The organism is Borrelia puertoricensis (assembly GCF_023035875.1).
Taxonomy (GTDB): Bacteria; Spirochaetota; Spirochaetia; order Borreliales; family Borreliaceae; genus Borrelia; species Borrelia puertoricensis.
Window position 1 is genome coordinate 735431 of the sequence record NZ_CP075379.1, and the last position, 16696, is coordinate 752126.

The following is a 16696-nucleotide window of genomic DNA, read 5'->3' on the forward strand; positions in this document are numbered from 1 at the left end:
ATAAGTTTGATTTATGTCAATTTATTCAGAATTTTTCTCCGAAAAGAACTACAAATATGTTTTTTTTATCTTTTGTTCGTAATACATATCCTCCTATTTTACTTGTGTTTTTATTTAAAAGAGCTTCTTTGTGTTTTTTGCTTGTAAGCCAGGCTCCAGTTACATCTTTGACATCCATCCCTGCTGCTAAAATTTCTATTATTCTACAAAAGTATTTATCATATTTTTTGACTCTTTGCATTGGAGTTGTGCCAAAGAGTGTATGAGTTAATACTTTATTTTCATTAAGATTTATTGCATATTCTTTTGCCACTATTTCAAGAGTTTTATCTATTTCTAGCTTTTCTAAGTGTAGATCATTTCTTAATTGGTGAATTGATGAATAAAGAAATTCTAAGTCTTCATTTATACCTAAGAGTGTAAATTGACTTGTAAAAATTAAAATAATAGAAATAAAATTTTTTTGCATAATAAGCCTACTTATACTAAAATAGTATCATTATAACATATATTTAATTATTTTAAGTAGGAGAATGATATGTCAAATCATTTAAATTATTTGAAGGCGGATGATTTAGATAAAATAAATTTAAAACTTCAAGAATTATTAGCAGGACTCCATGTTTTTTATGCTAATTTGAGAGGTATTCATTGGAACATAAAAGATGTTAATTTTTTTGTAATTCATAAAAAAACCGAAAAACTTTATGATTATGTTGCAGAGGTTATCGATATTCTAGCTGAGCGAACTAGAGCACTTGGGTATGATTCTGAGTTTAGATGTTCTGAATTCATTAAAAAATCATTCATTAATGAAATTAGTTTAGATATCACTTCAAGTTTTGAACCTTCAATTAGAAGTATTGTTTGTAATCTTAATGACATTCTTAAAAATATGTCTAAGATAAGGTGTTTTGTTGATAGCACATCTGATTATGGAACGGCTAATATTTTGGATGATATTATTGTTTCTTTTGAAAAGTATTTATGGATGTACAGATCTTTGTTATGTGATTGTGAGTCTTCATGTCATGATAAAGGGTTGGTGTAGTGAAAAACATTAATCTTGTGCTTTGATGTAAAAAATACTTTTTAATATTTGTTTTGTATGTCTTAATTAAATATAATTATGATTTAATTGAAGAAAGCTATAGCTATGATCTATAGCTTTTATAGTGTTTGAGGGCTTTATGGAAATTAGAAATATTGGGATTATGGCACATATTGATGCTGGTAAAACTACTACTACAGAAAGAATTATATATTATACTGGTAGAACTCATAAGATAGGTGATGTTGATTCTGGCAATACTATTACTGATTGGATGGCACAAGAACAAGATAGGGGTATTACAATTAGCTCTGCTGCTATTACTTGCTATTGGAAGAATCATCAGATAAATATTATTGATACTCCTGGGCATGTGGATTTTACAGCTGAGGTTGAAAGATCCCTTCGTGTTCTTGATGGAGGGATTGTTGTTTTTAGTGCTGTTGATGGAATTCAGGCACAAACCGAAACGGTTTGGAAACAGGCATCAAAGTATGATATTCCAAGACTTGCTTACGTTAACAAGATGGATCGTGTAGGAGCGAATTTTTTTAAAGTAGTTGAGGACATCAAAAATAAATTTGGCATAGTTCCGATAGTTTTACAAATTCCAATTGGGAGTGAGAATAATTTTGAAGGAATCATAGATATTATTCGCAATAAAGAATTGTATTTTGAACTTAGGGATGGCAAACCTATTGTGCTTGAGAGTGTGGTTCGTGAAGAATTTATTGAAAATGTTAAAATTTTCAGGAAAAATTTAATAGATTCTATTAGTAATTTTAGTGACAAAATTACTAAACTTTTTCTTGAAAATTCTGTTATTGATGATTCACTTATAATTGAAGAGATTAGAAGATGCACTATTAGTGGTTTTATTATTCCTGTTTTGATGGGAACTAGTCTTAAAAATATTGGTATAGAACCTTTAATAGATGCAGTTGTGGATTATCTTCCAAGTCCTTTTGAAAAAAAAATTAGTTCTTATTCTTTAAAAACAGATAGAAGTGTATTAATTGATCCTAGAGATGAAAAAAGGTTATCTGCACTTGTGTTTAAGGTTCAATATTGTAGTGCAATTGCTGCACATCTTTATTTTATTAGGGTATATTCAGGAGCACTTAATTCGTCTAAAAGGGTTGTTAATATTGCTAAAAATAAACGTGAAAAATTTACAAGGATTTTTCGGGTTTTTTCAAATAAAAATGAGCAAATTGATGAAGTCAAAGCAGGAGATATTGGTGCAATTATTGGGCTTAAATATTCTACAACGGGAGATACTCTTGTTGAGGAAGGTAATGAGGTTGTGCTTGAGCCTTTAGTATTTCCAGAACCAGTTGTCTTAATATCTATTGAGCCAGAGAAAGCATCTGATGATGTTAGGCTTAAAGAAGCTCTTGAAATTATTGCTAAAGAAGATCCTACTTTTAGTTATAAAGAGAGCAAAGAAACAGGACAATTATTGGTGTCTGGAATGGGAGAACTACATCTTGAGATTATTATTATGAGAATTAGAGATGATTTTAAGCTTAATGTTTATACAGGTAAACCCCAAGTAAGCTATAGGGAGAGTTTAAGTTCGACAGTTAATGATATATTTGAGTTTGTTAATATATTTGCAGGTAAGGAACTGAATTTGAAAATTGGGATGATTGTTAGTCCTTTGGTACGAGGTGAAGGAAATAAAATAGAATTTGAGTGCGATATTGAGCCTTTGTTTAAGGCTGCGATATTAAGGGGTATAACTTCTTCCTTTTCAAGTGGCATTATTGGATATCCTATTATTGATGCGGGAATTAAGATTATTTCATTGGATTATGATAAGTCCAAGGTTAATGAGTCTGTCATTGAGTCAGTATCGGGTTTTGCTTTTAATGAATTTTTTAAAAGGGCAAATCCTATTAAGCTTGAGCCAGTAATGATGTTAGACATTAGAACTCCTATTGAGTATACTGGAGAGGTTATTTCTACATTGAATTTTATTGGTGGAATGATTCATTCTATTAGTAACATTGAGGATTATGAGATAATTAAAGCCGAAGCGGCTTTTGAAAAACTTTTTGGGTATACTTCTATTTTAAGAAGTGCTACTAAAGGCAGAGGGGTTTTTACCATGGAATTTTCATACTTTAAAGAAAAATGTGAGTGATCATTTTTCTTTAAATATTTGTAAGTCAATTTATGCACAAGTTTATGTCTTTAAATTATAAGGTACATGTTTGTTTGATATTTTATTTTTTTCTATTTTTTTTGAAGTTTTAGCAGTTATGTCTTTTTTTTATGAGCTTTAAAATTTGTATTTTAATATTTTGTTGAATTATTTCAATTATTAAAAAATATTTTTTTTGTCTTGTAAGTGCTACTAGAATATTATGGTAATTTTTTGATATTATGTCTTATTATTAATATTTTTTTATTTTAAAAATAAAGGAGGTTTTGTTATGCAGGGTGAGAACATGGTTTCAATTAGAGGTGGTAATAGAAAAAAAATACTCCTTAGCTTAAAGAATATGCAATATTCAAGGACAGATTTGGCACGTAAATTATCATTGACAAATGCGGCTGTGACGATTCTTACTAATCATATGATCAAGGAGAATATTTTAGTTGAAGTTGGTTCAAAGGAATCAGGAATCAAAAAGCATGGACGAAAAGAAATACTTCTTGATATTAATAAAGATTTTGCATATTCGATGGGAGTAATTATTTCAAGTAATTATTTTCAAATAGGAATTGCAAACCTTAAATGTGAGGTTTTAATAAGTGAGACTTATTCTTTTGAACCACCAGTTAGCGCTTATGAGATCTTGGAAAAAATTAAAGATCATATGATTGAAATTATCTGGAAACATAATTTTTCAAGGGATAAATTTATTGGGTTGGGATTTAGTATTACTGGTATAATTAAGGATAAGGAATCTGGCATTGTTAATGATAGTCATGGTGCATGGATTGAGAAAGATGTGCCTGTTAAGGCTATATTAGAAGAATATTTTTCGCTTACAGTGTATCTTGAGAGTTATGTTAAAAATCTTTCTCTTGCTGAATTTATGGGTAAGAATGTAGATAACATCATGTTTTTCGATTATACAGATACCGCTGAGCTTTCTATTTGGTCTGGTGGTAATGTTTATGCTGGATTTAATAATAAATCTGGTATGGTTAGTCATATGGTAATTGATTATGGAGGAGAGAAAAATTGTCCTACATGTGGAAATAAGGGGTGTGTTAATATGTTGATATCTAATTTTGCACTTCAGCGTTTGATTTCAAAAGAGTTTATGAATGGAGAAATTCCTGAGCTTTATGACAAGTATGAGAGTAGGCTTAAAAAAGTTACGATATATGACATTTTTGCTCTTCATGATAAATATGAGTTTATACATAGAATAATGGAAAATACGGTAAAATACTTGGCAATAGTTATTATTAATATTCAAAGGGTTCTTGATTTTAATTATTTAGTGCTTTATGGACAAAGTTTTAAACTTAAGAGTTTTTTTGATTTATTAAAAAAAGAGATAAAAAGGTTGAATAAAGAGAGCATAATATTAAAGCTTAGTTCTCTAGATACTGAAGTATCTGTTGTTGGACCTGCTTCTAGTGTTATATTCAATAAATTCTATTTGACTGGAGGAGATATTGATTAATATTTCCTTTTTTTGTATTGTATATTTTGTGGGATTTTTTACAAATGAAGGTGATTTTTAGTGTTTGAGAATTTAGGTACGGGTTTTAGAGATTTTGTAAAGTATATCTCTGGAAAATCTGTGATAAATGAGAAAAATATTGAAGCAGCCGTTGACACTATTAAGAGGGCCTTAATTGAAGCTGATGTTAATTTAAGAGTTGTAAGACGTTTTATAAATTCTGTAGTCGAAGATGCAAAGGGGATTAAAGTTTTAAGAAATATTGATCCTAAGTCTCAGTTTATTAAGATTGTTAATGATAAACTTATAAATTTCTTGGGCGATAAGCATTCTGAGCTCGTTTTAGGTCCTGTTAACAAATTATCATGTATTCTTATGCTTGGCCTTCAGGGTTCTGGGAAAACTACAACATGTGCAAAACTTGCAATACGACTTAAATCAGAGAATCGGAAAGTTCTTCTTGTAGCTGCAGATACTTTTAGAGCGGCGGCGATTAATCAGTTAAAGATTTTGGGTATGCAAGTTGGTGTTTCTGTGTTTTCTCTTGAGGGTGAGAGTGATCCTATTAAAGTTGTGAAAAAATCCATTGAATATGCTAAAATAGAGCTTTTTGATACTGTAATAATAGATACTAGAGGGCGTCTTGAGGTTGAAGATTTATTATTAAGAGAGATAATAGAGATAAGGGATATTGTGTCTCCTACGGAGACAATATTAGTTGCAGATGCAATGACGGGTCAGAGTGCTGTAAATATTGCTAAAGAATTTAATGATAGTGTTGGGATTACGGGTGTAATTTTTACAAAATTTGATTCTGATGCTAGAGGTGGTGCTATATTATCACTTAAGACTATTTGTGGAGCACCTATTAAATTTGTTGGAGTTGGAGAAAAACCTGAGGATCTTGATGTTTTTTATCCAGATAGAGTTGCTTCACGAATTCTTGGTATGGGAGATGTTGTTAGTCTTGTTGAAAAGGCTCAAAGTGTTATAGATAAAGAAGAGGCCTTACGACTTGAAGAAAAATTTAGGAAAGCCAACTTTAATTTTGAGGATTATTTAAATCAGTTTAAATATATGCGTAATATGGGTGGAATTTCTAGTTTGATAGGGATGTTTCCGGGTGTTTCATTAGAAATGTTAAATGGTAGTATTGATGAAAGAGAACTTAAAAGGGAAGAGGCAATCATTTTGTCTATGACTAAAAAAGAGAGGCTAAATCCTGTGATTTTAAATAATCCTTCAAGAAAGAAAAGAATAGCTTTGGGAAGTGGAACAACAATTTTTGAGGTAAACAAGTTTATGAAAAAATTTAGTCAGTCTGTTTTGATGATGAAAAAAATGAAAAATAAGAGTTTTCAAAGTAAGATAGCATCTCTTTTTGGAGATAAAGGAGGAATGGTAAATTGAGTGTTAGGATAAGATTAAAGAGGATGGGGGCAAAAAAGAGGCCTTATTATCGAATTGTGGTCATAGATTCTGCTTCGCCTAGAGATGGACGAGCCATTGAAGAGCTTGGGTATTATCATCCTGTTGAAAAGCAAAGTCAAGTCAAAATCAATGAGAATAAGTTTAGAGATTGGATAGGCAAAGGAGCTATTCCAAGTGATACGGTTAAAAAAATTTTGAATAAAAATAATTTTAAAGTTGAGAGTTAGGAGGACTTAATGAAAGAGTACGGTAATGAAATTGAGCTTATAGAATTTGTAGTCAAATCTCTTGTAGATAAAAGAGATGAGGTTAAGTTAAATATAGTTGAAGGTGAGAAGTCGACTATTTTAGAATTAAGAGTTTCTGCGAATGATGTTGGAAAAATAATTGGGAGGAGAGGACGCATTGCAAGGGCTATTAGGACACTTCTTAGTGCTTGTGCTGCAAAAACAAATAGGAGAGTTCAACTAGAAATTTTGGACTAATTTATGTTTGTAAAAGGCATAATATTGTCATCTTATGGAATTAATGGATATGCTAAAATCAAGAGCATATCCAATGGTTTTGATGATTTTTTTGATTTAAAGGGTAATAAATTAGTTTTAAAAAAGGAATGTTGCTCTTCAATTGAGGTTAAAGTTGAAGATGTATCTTTAATGAATCATTCATTATTATTGAAATTTGAAGAATTTAGTACTCCTGAGCCTATCAAAGATTTAATCGGCTTCGAGTTATGGGTCAATGATGAATTTGCATCTAAATTGGAAGAGGATGAGTATTACTTTGGTGATCTTATTGGTTATAAGCTTGTTAATAATGGAAAAGAATTGGGAGTTGTTGTATCTTTTTTTGAGTGTGTTGCGTCAATTCTTCTTGAAGTTAAAGTTGGAAGTAAATTATTTTTTGTTCCCTTTTTAAATATTTATCTTGGAGATATTGATCAAGAATTGAAAACTATTGAGCTTAAGGTCTTAGATCTCTTAAAATGAAAATCACTATTCTCTCTTTATTTCCTTCAATCATTACTCCATTTTTTGAAAATTCAATAATGAAAAAAGTTATAACTAAAGGCATCATCAGTTGTGAAGTCATATCTATTCGTGATTTTTCTGATGATAAACATAAAAGGTGCGATGATATTCCTTATGGTGGGGGTGTGGGTATGGTTTTAAAAGCTCAGCCTATCTCTGCTGCTCTTGATTATGTAAATGCAAGAGCAAAAACCACGATATTTGTAAGTCCGTCTGGGTTGAAATATAATCAAAAATTGGCTTATGACTTGTCAAAGAAGAATGAACTTGTTATAATTTGTGGGAGATACGAAGGGCTTGATCAACGTATAATTGATTTGTATGTTGATTTTGAAATTTCAGTTGGAGATTATGTATTATCTTCAGGTGAGGTTGCTGCTCTTGTCATAATAGATAGTGTATATAGATTGTTAGAGGGTGTAATAAATCCGAATTCCTTGCTTGAGGAATCTTTCAGTTGTGAGTGTGGCTTGCTTGAGTATCCTCACTATACTAGACCTTATGAATTTAAGGGATTAGAAGTTCCTAATGTGCTTCTTTCAGGTCATCACGAGGAAATAAGAAAATGGCGATTTATGAAGTCTATTGAAAAAACAAAGAAAAATAGATATGATTTGTACCTTAAATATTTGGAAATGAGAGGAGAAAATGATGGATTTAATAAGAAAAATTGAGGCTAAAGGAAAGAGAGCAGAAAGTTTTGATTTTAGGGTAGGAGATACTATACGTGTTAGTTATAAAATAATTGAAGGCACTAACGAGAGAATTCAAAATTTTGAGGGTCTTGTTATATCTATTCAAAATAAAGGTATTGGACAAACTTTTTTAGTTAGAAAAATTTCTTCAGGAATTGGAGTTGAGAAAATTTTTCCTATGCATTCACCTATTATAGAAAAGGTTCAAGTGTTAAAGCGAGGTAAGGTAAGGCGAGCAAAACTTTACTATATGAGAGATAGAATTGGTAAAGCCGCTATGAAGGTGAAAGAGCGTCTTGATATTAAGAAGCTTAAATAATATTCAAGTATCTAAAATTACTTTAAACAAAAAGTTTCCTTTAAATGGAAAATTGGAAATTATTAAGTTCCTTGGTGTTAATAAATGGCTTGTATCTTTTTTAGGCAATTATTTTGAAGTAGAGAGTAGTTTGCCATTAAAAGTTGGTTTTAAGTATTTTGCTAAGATGGTTAGTACTTCGGGTAATTTTTTGATTCATGTTAATTATGCATCTATATTTAGAGATTTAGATTTATTTGAAATTAATGATAAGTTTGTATTTAAACTAAGAGGTAATTCTTTAGATCAAAACACTAAAAAATTGTTTAGGAATATTTTTGCTGATATAAAAGATGAGTTTGTTTTAAAGTTTCTTTTAACTTTGTATGATCAAATTATAACAGAACAGGATTTTATGCAAATTTATAATTATTTTGGTAATAAATTAAGAATAAGAGAACATGATAATAAACTGCCAATTTTTATTGAAAACGATAATAATTTTATTATTTCAATTCCCTTTAAATTTATGGAAGGTAGTGGTTTGTTATTTTTATTTTCTTATAAAGATTTAGAAATGGTTTATAAGTGGAGTTTTGTTTATTTTTTTAATGAACAAGAAAAAATTATTTGTGAGGTTAATCATTTCGGATCTGATTTTAAATTAAGAATATATGCAGATTTTGATTTCAAAAATATTGTTAGAGAGCTGAGAAGTTTTCTTTTTTGTTATAATATAACTGATATAAAAATATTAGATTCAATTCAAGAATTTGAAGATTTTGATTGTGAAGTAATAGTAGCTAAAAGTATTGATTATAAGATATGAGTGGAGAAAAATTAGCTTTATTGGTTAAATATGATACTAAATTTCCAGCGCCTTTTATTTTGGCTAAGGCCAGGGGAGAGAAGGTTTTACGTATAAAGGAGCTTGCGAAGTGAGAGGGTATTCCTATTGTAGAGGATAAATATTTATCTGAGAGCTTGTTTTTAGTTAATGAGGGTGATTTTATTGATTCTAAATATTTTAAAGTAATTGCATATGTTTTATCTGTTGTTTATAAATTGAAGAGTGAGAAATTATGAATAGTAGACAAATTGGAAATCGTGGGGGGTACTTAGAAATATTTGCTTGAAAATCTTAATAATTTTTATTTTATAGAGGTAAAATCTTGAAATGTTTATCCATTAAAAATTTAGGATATTCAATTAATGGAAAAAATGACAAGTATGGTAAGTACAGTATTAGGGTATATCACATTTAGTGATTTGAGGTCATTTGTAATGTTTTTTTGACATTGTGTTTAATTTTAAGAGATTACTTATTTGTCTTATATAGTTTAGGGAGATAGCATTGAAGTCTGATCAAAATAAAGCTTATGGTAATTATTTTAGAAAGGTAAAGAAGGTTCCTTATTGGAAAGTAAGAAAAGTAAAATCTGAGCTTAAGAAACAAAATGCTGTGGATTTGAATGCTAATGATAATAAATCTGTGGATACTAACTCTAATAACCAAAAGAATTATAAGGGTAATAAACAAAAATGTTTTGGTAAAGATCGAAGATTGCGTATAAGGTTTAAAGAAGTATGTCCTATTTGTGAAAAACCTATCAGGGATATTCTTTCTTGTATATCTATGAAGTTGAGTGGTGAAGATAAACCTATACATTTTGAATGTGCTATTGATAAATTGAAGTCTGAGAATGAGCTTTTTAAGAATGAAAGTTTATTGTATAGGGGTGTTGGTAAATTTTTTGTTATTGATAAGTCTGTTAGAGGAAACAGTTTGGCTTTTAAGATAGTCAGGGAAATTGATTTTGAAAATTTAGAGAGTTGTCCTAGTTGGCGAAAAAAAATTCTTCAAGATATGAATAAAGGATTTAAATTTTATTAATTATGAGGGTAGCATTATTTCCTGGGTCATTTGATCCTATTACTTGGGGACATATTGATTTAGTGAAAAGAGCATCATTAATTTTTGATAAGGTTATTGTTCTTGTTGCTAATAATAGTGCTAAGAGTTATTTGCTTAGTGATATTGAGAGATATGAACTTACTTTTGATGTTATTGCATCTTTAGGATGGTCAAAAATTTTTGTAGATAAGTATGATGGAATTATTTTGGATTATGCTTTAAAAAATGATATTGGTTTTATTGTTAGGGGTGTTAGGGCTTTTCATGATTTTGAATATGAATTTGAAAGATATGTTGTTAGTAACAAGCTTAGTCCTTCAATAGACATAGTATTTTTACCAAGTAGTGATAAATATCTGTTTGTAAGGTCAGATCTTGTTAAAGAATTGATAAAGAATAAGAATTTTGATCTCTCAAGTTTTATTCCGGATTTAGTGCAAAAAAAGTTGAAATCTAAATTTATTGACAAATTATCTTAATAATATATATATTATTAAGATATGTTTGTTTATGTTTAAGGAGACAAAGAGATGGCTGTTCCAAAATTTAAGCCTTCAAAGTCTAGAAGTAGGACGAGGCGTAGTATAAATATGAGGAAAAAAATACCTCAATTTCAAGAGTGTTCAAATTGTGGTAATCTTGCATTAAGACACAGAGTATGTGTGAAGTGTGGTTATTATAGAAATAGTCAATATTTAGAATTAGGATTGTAGTTTGAACGAGGAATGTTTATTTATGGAGCAAAGTGAGATTTTTAAAAAAGTTAGGTCTATCATATCCGAGCAGCTTGATAAAAAAGAGGATGAAATTACTATGGAATCTAGGTTTGTTGAGGATCTCGGTGCAGACAGTCTTGATATTTATGAACTTTTATATTTACTTGAGGAAGCATTTGATGATAAAATTCCAGAAAATGAGGCTAGTGAATTTGAGACTGTAGGAGATGTTGTTGCCTTTATTGAGAAAAAAAAGGATTAGATATCATGAGTTCTGCTGTAATGAAGTTGGATACAGATCGAAGAAAAAAATTAGATGCGTTTTTAATGGGTTTGCATATTGATTTTAATGATATTAATTTGCTAAATATGTCTTTAAGTCATTCGTCATATGCAAATGAATTTGACCAAAAATATGCTAATAATGAAAGATTAGAGTTTTTAGGAGATTCTGTTCTTAATCTTATTATTACAGATTATTTATATAGATTTTATCCTGAAAAGAGTGAAGGTGAACTTAGTAAAGCCAGATCTTATATTGTTAGTGAAGAATCTCTATCTAGTATCGCTCGAGAACTTAACCTTGGTAGCTATATTTTGCTTGGTAGGGGCGAAGAGAATAATGATGGACGCAATAAGAAGGGTATTCTTGCAGATGCTATTGAGGCTTTTGTTGGTGCACTTTATCTTGATGGTGGGTTTTTAAAGGCTTTGAATTTTGTTATAGAGCTTTTTGAGGTTCACATAAGGTTGATGTTTAATCGTGGTGATTTTAAAGATTATAAAAGTCTTTTGCAAGAATATGTTCAAAAGAAATATAAAATTTCTCCCACTTATAAGTTGGCTAAAGAATTAGGTCCTGATCATAATAAGATTTTTTGTGTTGAACTTTATGTTAATGATAAATTTATATCTAATGGTAAGGGAAAGTCTAAAAAAGAGGCTGAGATGATAGCAGCTGAGATGGCACTTAAAAATATTGCAAATATTGCTCTGTAATTTTTTTGATTAAAATCTCTTTTTTGTTTAATTTGGGATTGGTTAATACTTCTCTTAATAGGTAGTCAAGAATTTTTCCAATATTTTTGTTTTCTGTTAATTTAAGGTTTTTGATATCGTTACCATTTATTTTTAGTTCTTTTAAGGATAAGGGATCTTTTAGTAGTTTTTTGCTTCTTATTTTATTTATTATAAATTTAATTTTTTGATCTTTTCCTTTAAGAGCTTTATATATGTCGAGTATTTCCTTATAATTTTCTCTGGTAGCTTTGCTTAAAAAGGTTCTTATATCATGTAATTTTTTAATTTTTAGAGTGTTGATTTCATTAATGACGGTTTTATATATTAGTATTAATTTAATGTCTTTATTTGAAAATCGAAGTGATTTTAAATTTTTTATTAAAGATGATATATCTTTTTTTATTGTAAGAATAACCATTGCTTTTAAATAAAATTTATTTTTGTTTAAAAGAGTAATTTTATTTTTTAATTTTTTGTTCACTTCTATGTTAAAAAAGTATTTGAAGAAATCTATTTTTTGTAGATAATTGATTCCTTTTATTGGATTTTTTCCTTTTAGAAGTTTAATAAGTTCATTGTTTATTCTTTCTTTTGATAGGAATAGGATGTTTGCTTTTTTATATTTCATGGAAATTAATGTATTTTTATCGATTGTGAAATCAAGTGTGGATGCAAATCTTGCAGCTCTGAGTATTCTGAGAGCATCTTCTTCAAATCTTTTGTTTGGGTCCCCTATGCATCTTATTATTTTTTTGTTAAGGTCTTGTTTTCCGTTATAACAATCTATTATTGCATAGTTAAGTATATTCATTGCGATTGAGTTTATTGTAAAATCTCTTCTTTGAAGATCTTCATTTAAGTTTTTTGTAAATTTTATGTTTTTAGGGGCTCTTTTGTTTTCATAGTCTATGTCTATTCTGTAAGTTGTGACTTCAAAAATTTTTTTATTAAAAATTATGCTTATTGTACCATGTTTTATTCCTGTTTGCAGATTGTTTGGAAATAGTTGCATTATTTCTTCTGGAGTTGCATTTGTTGCAAAGTCAAAATCATAAGGTATTTTTTTAAGAATTAAATCCCTTAAAGCACCTCCTACTAGGAAGAATTCATAATTATGATTATTGAAGATTTTACTAATTTTTATTATGTCTTTAGTATTAATTCCTAGATTCATATAGAAATATATTATAGTTGAAATATTATTTTTTCTAAGGTGAAAATATAATTTTAGTTTATTCTTAAAATATCATAAAATAATATTTATTTGATGTACATTTAAATATTTATAAATGGGGTTTTATGAACAAGAGTAATGTTAGTATATATGATTCTATTGATAAGCTTTCAAAGGATTCAAGGGCTAAATTGATAAGAGAGATTAAAAAGAATCTAAGCCTAAATTCTTCAGTGTTGTCTGAAAACAATTCTAATTATTTATATTCAGATGTTGCTATGCGAATTGATGATTTTTTGTCTGAAAAATTCATGGAAGAGTCATTTTGGGTGAAAATATGGGTATATATCTTAAAATTTTTTCAAAAAGATAAGACTAAAGAGGATATTTATAAAATGTATCTTCTAAAAAGATTAGAAGATCATGTTAATAATATGTATAAAAATACTGTGATAGATTTTAAAAAAGGATATCTACGTATAGGGTTTGTAGAAATGTTTTTTGAACTTTATTGCTATTTAGTTAAGCTTAAAGGGTATTTTAAGATGTTAGAGAAAGGAAATATTGTTGAACAAGCAATGTTTGAAGTTATTCACAGTAAAATTCCTAGTTCTCAGTGTAAGGTAGAAGATTTTTTGGAACCTGAGGAGTATGAACAATTCTTGAAAAAAGATAAAACCCAAGATGAATTAGAAGAGATTATTAAAATAAAAATTGGTAATTATGTTGCTTCAATTCCTCTACAAATTTATGCAGTTGTAGAGGATATGTTTGAATTTTTTTATGTTCTAAATAGTATTGCGTTTTTCCCTTATAGATCTTTTTTTTCTTTTTTTAATGTTGAGCCTTTAGACGATATGGGTAATTTTGATGTTTTCGATCTTGATAAGACAGTTAGTACCAGTTTTGAGAGTGTGAGTAAGTATTTTAAATGTTTCTTTGAGATTTTGCATACATTAAAAGATATTGAAGTAAATGAAGATGTTCTGAAAATTATTGTTAAAAATTATTTTTTAATAATAAAATCAAATGAGAATAGTATTTTAAGTGAAGAGAGTCTTTTAGGAATTGATTCTATGTTTAAAGATATTTTGGATATTATGACAAAAATCATTAGCTTATCAAAAACTTTGCCTTATTTAGATGTTTTTAAAATTTATTATGAAAATCCTGTTTTAAAGCCTAAAAATTATGTTCCTTGTTTTGATGTAAAAAGTTTTTATGAAAATATTTTATTTTTAAATGTTACTGAGCAGCTTGTTAAAAACTATGCTAAGTCTTTAACAATACTTGTGAATAGAGAACTTAAAAATTTAATTGAAAATTATAGTGTTATTATTAATCTAGATAGCATAATTTTTAAGGGAATGGAGCTTGAATATTCAAATTTTAAAAAACTTTACTTTCTCAATGAATTCTTTAAATATATTTATGACATAAAAATAATAGAAATATTGAGAACCGTAAATAATGTAGTACTTGTCAATAATACCGACTTAAGAAGTTTGTATATTAAGATTGAGAGAAATATAAGTGTGTTGAGGAAAAAAGTTTATGATTTGTATTTTGAGCTTAATTATAAAAATGAAGAGTATGAGCAATATAACAAAGATTATGATAGTGATGATTCTTATAGAGATAAAATTTTGGAATGGTGCTTGAGGGAGGTTGAGACTGTTAAAGGTTTGGTTTTTGAGTTTATGGGTTATTTTATTGATCTTAAGGAGAAGTACATTGCTCTTTTAGAGAATAGTAATGCTTTTATACAAAGTACTCTTAATATTTCTCATAAATTGTCTACGGAAGATAATGCGAAGGTCAGTTTAGGTTATGTTATTGCTAATGTTTTGTTTATAATTAAACAATCTCTTTTTATACTTGAAAATTTATAGGTTGTTATGAAAAGCTCTAATGTAAACGATTTAAGGTTATTGTTAATTTTGATTAGAGTTTTAGTAATAATTTTATTTTTTAATTCTGTACTTAGTTTGTTTATGTTTTTAGCAGGTGCTTATAATGTTTTTAAGTATTCTTTTCAAAAATTTTCACTTGAATTTGCGATTGTATTAAGTACTATTTCTTTTGGACTTGAGGCTATGAGATTAATTTTTTATTTGTTTAGAAGAAAGAGGATTAAACATTATATCATTTTGGTTTTTAGTTTTATTATTTGTTTTTGTGCTTTTTTTTTTAAAATTTTTCTTTTTCTTGAAACATAATTTGCTTATTTTAATCTTGCTATTGACTAATATATTTTATTTTTATAAACTAACCATTAGCTTTATTATGCCGACTTAGCTCAGCTGGCTAGAGCAGCGGTCTTGTAAACCGCAGGTCGTCGGTTCGAGTCCGACAGTCGGCTTTTAGGGGCGGTACCGAAGTGGTTAACCGGGGCAGACTGTAAATCTGTTGGCATCGCCTACGTGGGTTCGAATCCCACCCTCCCCAATTTGAAATTGAGATTTAGCCAGATATTTTGTGAGGTTTAATTTTTTTTGTTTGATTATTTGAGATACAACTTTGATGTTGTGCTTTTTAAATATTTTCGCATTTATTATAGTAAAATTTTAATTAATGTTTGTAAATTATGTTTTGTAGGGATAATGTGCTTTGTTGTTTCTTATTTAATTGAGGGCATGAAAGCGTGATTTTCTTTTTTTAAAAGAGATTTTAGTTTTTTATGGCAATAAAAAAAATTTTCATTTCCCTTTTTGTGTTATTTGTTATTTTTTTTCTTTTAGCATTTTTTTTGTACTTTTTAAATTCTTCTCCTTTTAAATCTGATTTAATATATGAGTTTGAAGTTCAAAAGGGATGGGGAGTAAAAAAAATTGCTTGGGAACTTAAGAAAAAAGGGTTGATCAGATCTGACAAATTATTGATAGCTATTTCCTATCTTTTTGGTAGTGATAAAAATTTTAAGGAAGGCAAATATTTAATCAGTGGTCATTGTTCAACTTTTGATGTATATAGAGAATTTTTGAAAGGCAGACCTATACTTTCTATTAATATCACCATCCCTGAGGGGTATACTGGTAGAAGAATAGCTTTAAAGCTTTATGAATCAGGCATTATTAGTGATGCGCAAAGTTTTGTTGATTTAATAAATGATGTTAAATTTATCAGGGAACTTGGACTTAGTTATGATTCTCTTGAAGGTTTTTTGTTTCCAGATACTTATAAATTTTATAAGGGTATGGATATAAAGGAAATAATTCGAATTTTTGTTGGTAATTTTTTTAGCAAACTTGGTTCTATTGGAATAGAGCATAAATCTTATTCTAGTGGAGAGTTTTATAATAAATTGATAGTTGCTTCTATTGTTGAGCGTGAGTATCGAGTTAAGAGTGAAGCACCAGTAATGGCATCTGTTTTTTATAATAGGATAAATTCTAATATGGCATTACAATCTTGTGCTACAATTGAGTATATTATTACTGAAGAGCTAAGAAAAACTCATCCTACAAGAATTTATTTTTCAGATTTAGAGATTAATTCTGCATATAATACCTATATTAATAAAGGTTATCCTCCAGGTCCAATTTCTAACGCTGGGATTATATCTTTGAAGGCCGCTTTTTTTCCAGCTAACACAGAGTATTTATTTTTTGTTATAAAAGATCCTAAAGTTGGAACTCATAAATTTTCTTCAGCTTATAATGACCATCTCTTAGCTGTGAATAGTTATATTCGTAATTTTATTACTAAGGATTAA

The 16696-nt window shown here is 28.6% G+C and carries 20 protein-coding genes and 2 tRNA genes; 20 read left to right on the forward strand and 2 right to left on the reverse strand.

Annotated elements, in window-relative coordinates; all coding sequences use genetic code 11:
* Positions 1 to 25 precede the first annotated feature (25 nt).
* A complete protein-coding gene (locus bpuSUM_RS03480; RefSeq protein WP_247065861.1) occupies positions 26 to 469 on the reverse strand; it encodes a CAP domain-containing protein in 444 nt (147 codons plus the stop codon).
* 69 nt (positions 470 to 538) lie between these two features.
* Between bpuSUM_RS03480 and bpuSUM_RS03485 the strand changes: the two genes are divergently transcribed.
* The 15 genes from bpuSUM_RS03485 (at position 539) to rnc (ending at position 11786) form a co-directional block, all read left to right on the forward strand.
* Positions 539 to 1051, forward strand: a complete 513-nt coding sequence (locus bpuSUM_RS03485; protein WP_247065863.1) for a Dps family protein — start codon at positions 539 to 541, stop codon at positions 1049 to 1051.
* 139 nt (positions 1052 to 1190) lie between these two features.
* Entirely contained in the window at positions 1191 to 3200 is a 2010-nt protein-coding gene (gene fusA / locus bpuSUM_RS03490; protein ID WP_247065865.1) for an elongation factor G, read from the forward strand.
* 292 nt (positions 3201 to 3492) lie between these two features.
* Positions 3493 to 4701 carry a host adaptation transcriptional regulator BadR gene (gene badR / locus bpuSUM_RS03495; protein ID WP_247065867.1) on the forward strand — a complete coding sequence of 403 codons (1209 nt, stop codon included), beginning with the start codon at positions 3493 to 3495 and terminating at the stop codon, positions 4699 to 4701.
* 60 nt (positions 4702 to 4761) lie between these two features.
* Positions 4762 to 6111: a signal recognition particle protein gene (ffh, locus tag bpuSUM_RS03500; protein WP_247065869.1), complete on the forward strand. Its 1350-nt coding sequence runs from the start codon at positions 4762 to 4764 to the stop codon at positions 6109 to 6111.
* Positions 6108 to 6359, forward strand: coding sequence for a 30S ribosomal protein S16 (gene rpsP / locus bpuSUM_RS03505; protein WP_247065871.1), 252 nt, complete (start codon positions 6108 to 6110; stop codon positions 6357 to 6359). Before ffh ends, rpsP begins: the two co-directional genes overlap by 4 nt.
* A 9-nt stretch (positions 6360 to 6368) precedes the next feature.
* Positions 6369 to 6617 (forward strand): KH domain-containing protein, encoded by a 249-nt coding sequence (locus tag bpuSUM_RS03510; protein WP_247065873.1) that lies wholly within the window; start codon positions 6369 to 6371, stop codon positions 6615 to 6617.
* A gap of 3 nt (positions 6618 to 6620) precedes the next feature.
* The gene (gene rimM, locus bpuSUM_RS03515; RefSeq protein WP_247065875.1) at positions 6621 to 7121 is read left to right on the forward strand and encodes a ribosome maturation factor RimM; all 501 of its coding nucleotides are present in this window, start codon (positions 6621 to 6623) and stop codon (positions 7119 to 7121) included.
* The gene (gene trmD / locus bpuSUM_RS03520) at positions 7118 to 7837 is read left to right on the forward strand and encodes a tRNA (guanosine(37)-N1)-methyltransferase TrmD (protein ID WP_247065878.1); all 720 of its coding nucleotides are present in this window, start codon (positions 7118 to 7120) and stop codon (positions 7835 to 7837) included. Before rimM ends, trmD begins: the two co-directional genes overlap by 4 nt.
* Positions 7815 to 8177 carry a 50S ribosomal protein L19 gene (rplS, locus tag bpuSUM_RS03525; RefSeq protein ID WP_247065879.1) on the forward strand — a complete coding sequence of 121 codons (363 nt, stop codon included), beginning with the start codon at positions 7815 to 7817 and terminating at the stop codon, positions 8175 to 8177. The genes trmD and rplS overlap by 23 nt, the downstream gene beginning before the upstream one ends.
* Positions 8155 to 8985, forward strand: coding sequence for a hypothetical protein (locus bpuSUM_RS03530; protein WP_247065881.1), 831 nt, complete (start codon positions 8155 to 8157; stop codon positions 8983 to 8985). Before rplS ends, bpuSUM_RS03530 begins: the two co-directional genes overlap by 23 nt.
* 525 nt (positions 8986 to 9510) lie before the next feature.
* Positions 9511 to 10050, forward strand: coding sequence for a hypothetical protein (locus bpuSUM_RS03535; protein ID WP_247065883.1), 540 nt, complete (start codon positions 9511 to 9513; stop codon positions 10048 to 10050).
* A gap of 2 nt (positions 10051 to 10052) precedes the next feature.
* Positions 10053 to 10550 (forward strand): pantetheine-phosphate adenylyltransferase, encoded by a 498-nt coding sequence (gene coaD / locus bpuSUM_RS03540; RefSeq protein ID WP_247065885.1) that lies wholly within the window; start codon positions 10053 to 10055, stop codon positions 10548 to 10550.
* 51 nt (positions 10551 to 10601) lie between these two features.
* On the forward strand, positions 10602 to 10784 hold the full coding sequence (rpmF, locus tag bpuSUM_RS03545) for a 50S ribosomal protein L32 (RefSeq protein ID WP_247065888.1): 183 nt from the start codon (positions 10602 to 10604) through the stop codon (positions 10782 to 10784).
* A 22-nt stretch (positions 10785 to 10806) separates the two neighbouring features.
* Entirely contained in the window at positions 10807 to 11049 is a 243-nt protein-coding gene (gene acpP / locus bpuSUM_RS03550; protein ID WP_247066327.1) for an acyl carrier protein, read from the forward strand.
* A 5-nt stretch (positions 11050 to 11054) separates the two neighbouring features.
* Complete coding sequence (rnc, locus tag bpuSUM_RS03555) at positions 11055 to 11786, forward strand: ribonuclease III (RefSeq protein ID WP_247065890.1); 732 nt, start codon at positions 11055 to 11057, stop codon at positions 11784 to 11786.
* Here the strand turns inward: rnc and bpuSUM_RS03560 are convergent.
* Positions 11758 to 12981, reverse strand: coding sequence for a CCA tRNA nucleotidyltransferase (locus tag bpuSUM_RS03560; RefSeq protein WP_247065892.1), 1224 nt, complete (start codon positions 12979 to 12981; stop codon positions 11758 to 11760). The genes rnc and bpuSUM_RS03560 overlap by 29 nt on opposite strands.
* A 125-nt stretch (positions 12982 to 13106) precedes the next feature.
* Here bpuSUM_RS03560 and bpuSUM_RS03565 point away from each other — a divergent pair, with 125 nt between their 5' ends.
* The 5 genes from bpuSUM_RS03565 to mltG all read left to right on the forward strand — a co-directional run bounded on the left by bpuSUM_RS03565 (position 13107) and on the right by mltG (position 16696).
* Complete coding sequence (locus bpuSUM_RS03565; RefSeq protein ID WP_247065893.1) at positions 13107 to 14873, forward strand: DUF5312 domain-containing protein; 1767 nt, start codon at positions 13107 to 13109, stop codon at positions 14871 to 14873.
* A gap of 6 nt (positions 14874 to 14879) precedes the next feature.
* Positions 14880 to 15200: a hypothetical protein gene (locus bpuSUM_RS03570; protein WP_247065894.1), complete on the forward strand. Its 321-nt coding sequence runs from the start codon at positions 14880 to 14882 to the stop codon at positions 15198 to 15200.
* Positions 15201 to 15269: 69 nt separating this feature from the next.
* A tRNA-Thr gene (locus tag bpuSUM_RS03575) sits at positions 15270 to 15343 on the forward strand.
* Positions 15344 to 15347: 4 nt separating this feature from the next.
* Positions 15348 to 15429, forward strand: a tRNA-Tyr gene (locus bpuSUM_RS03580).
* 232 nt (positions 15430 to 15661) lie between these two features.
* Entirely contained in the window at positions 15662 to 16696 is a 1035-nt protein-coding gene (mltG, locus tag bpuSUM_RS03585; RefSeq protein ID WP_247065896.1) for an endolytic transglycosylase MltG, read from the forward strand.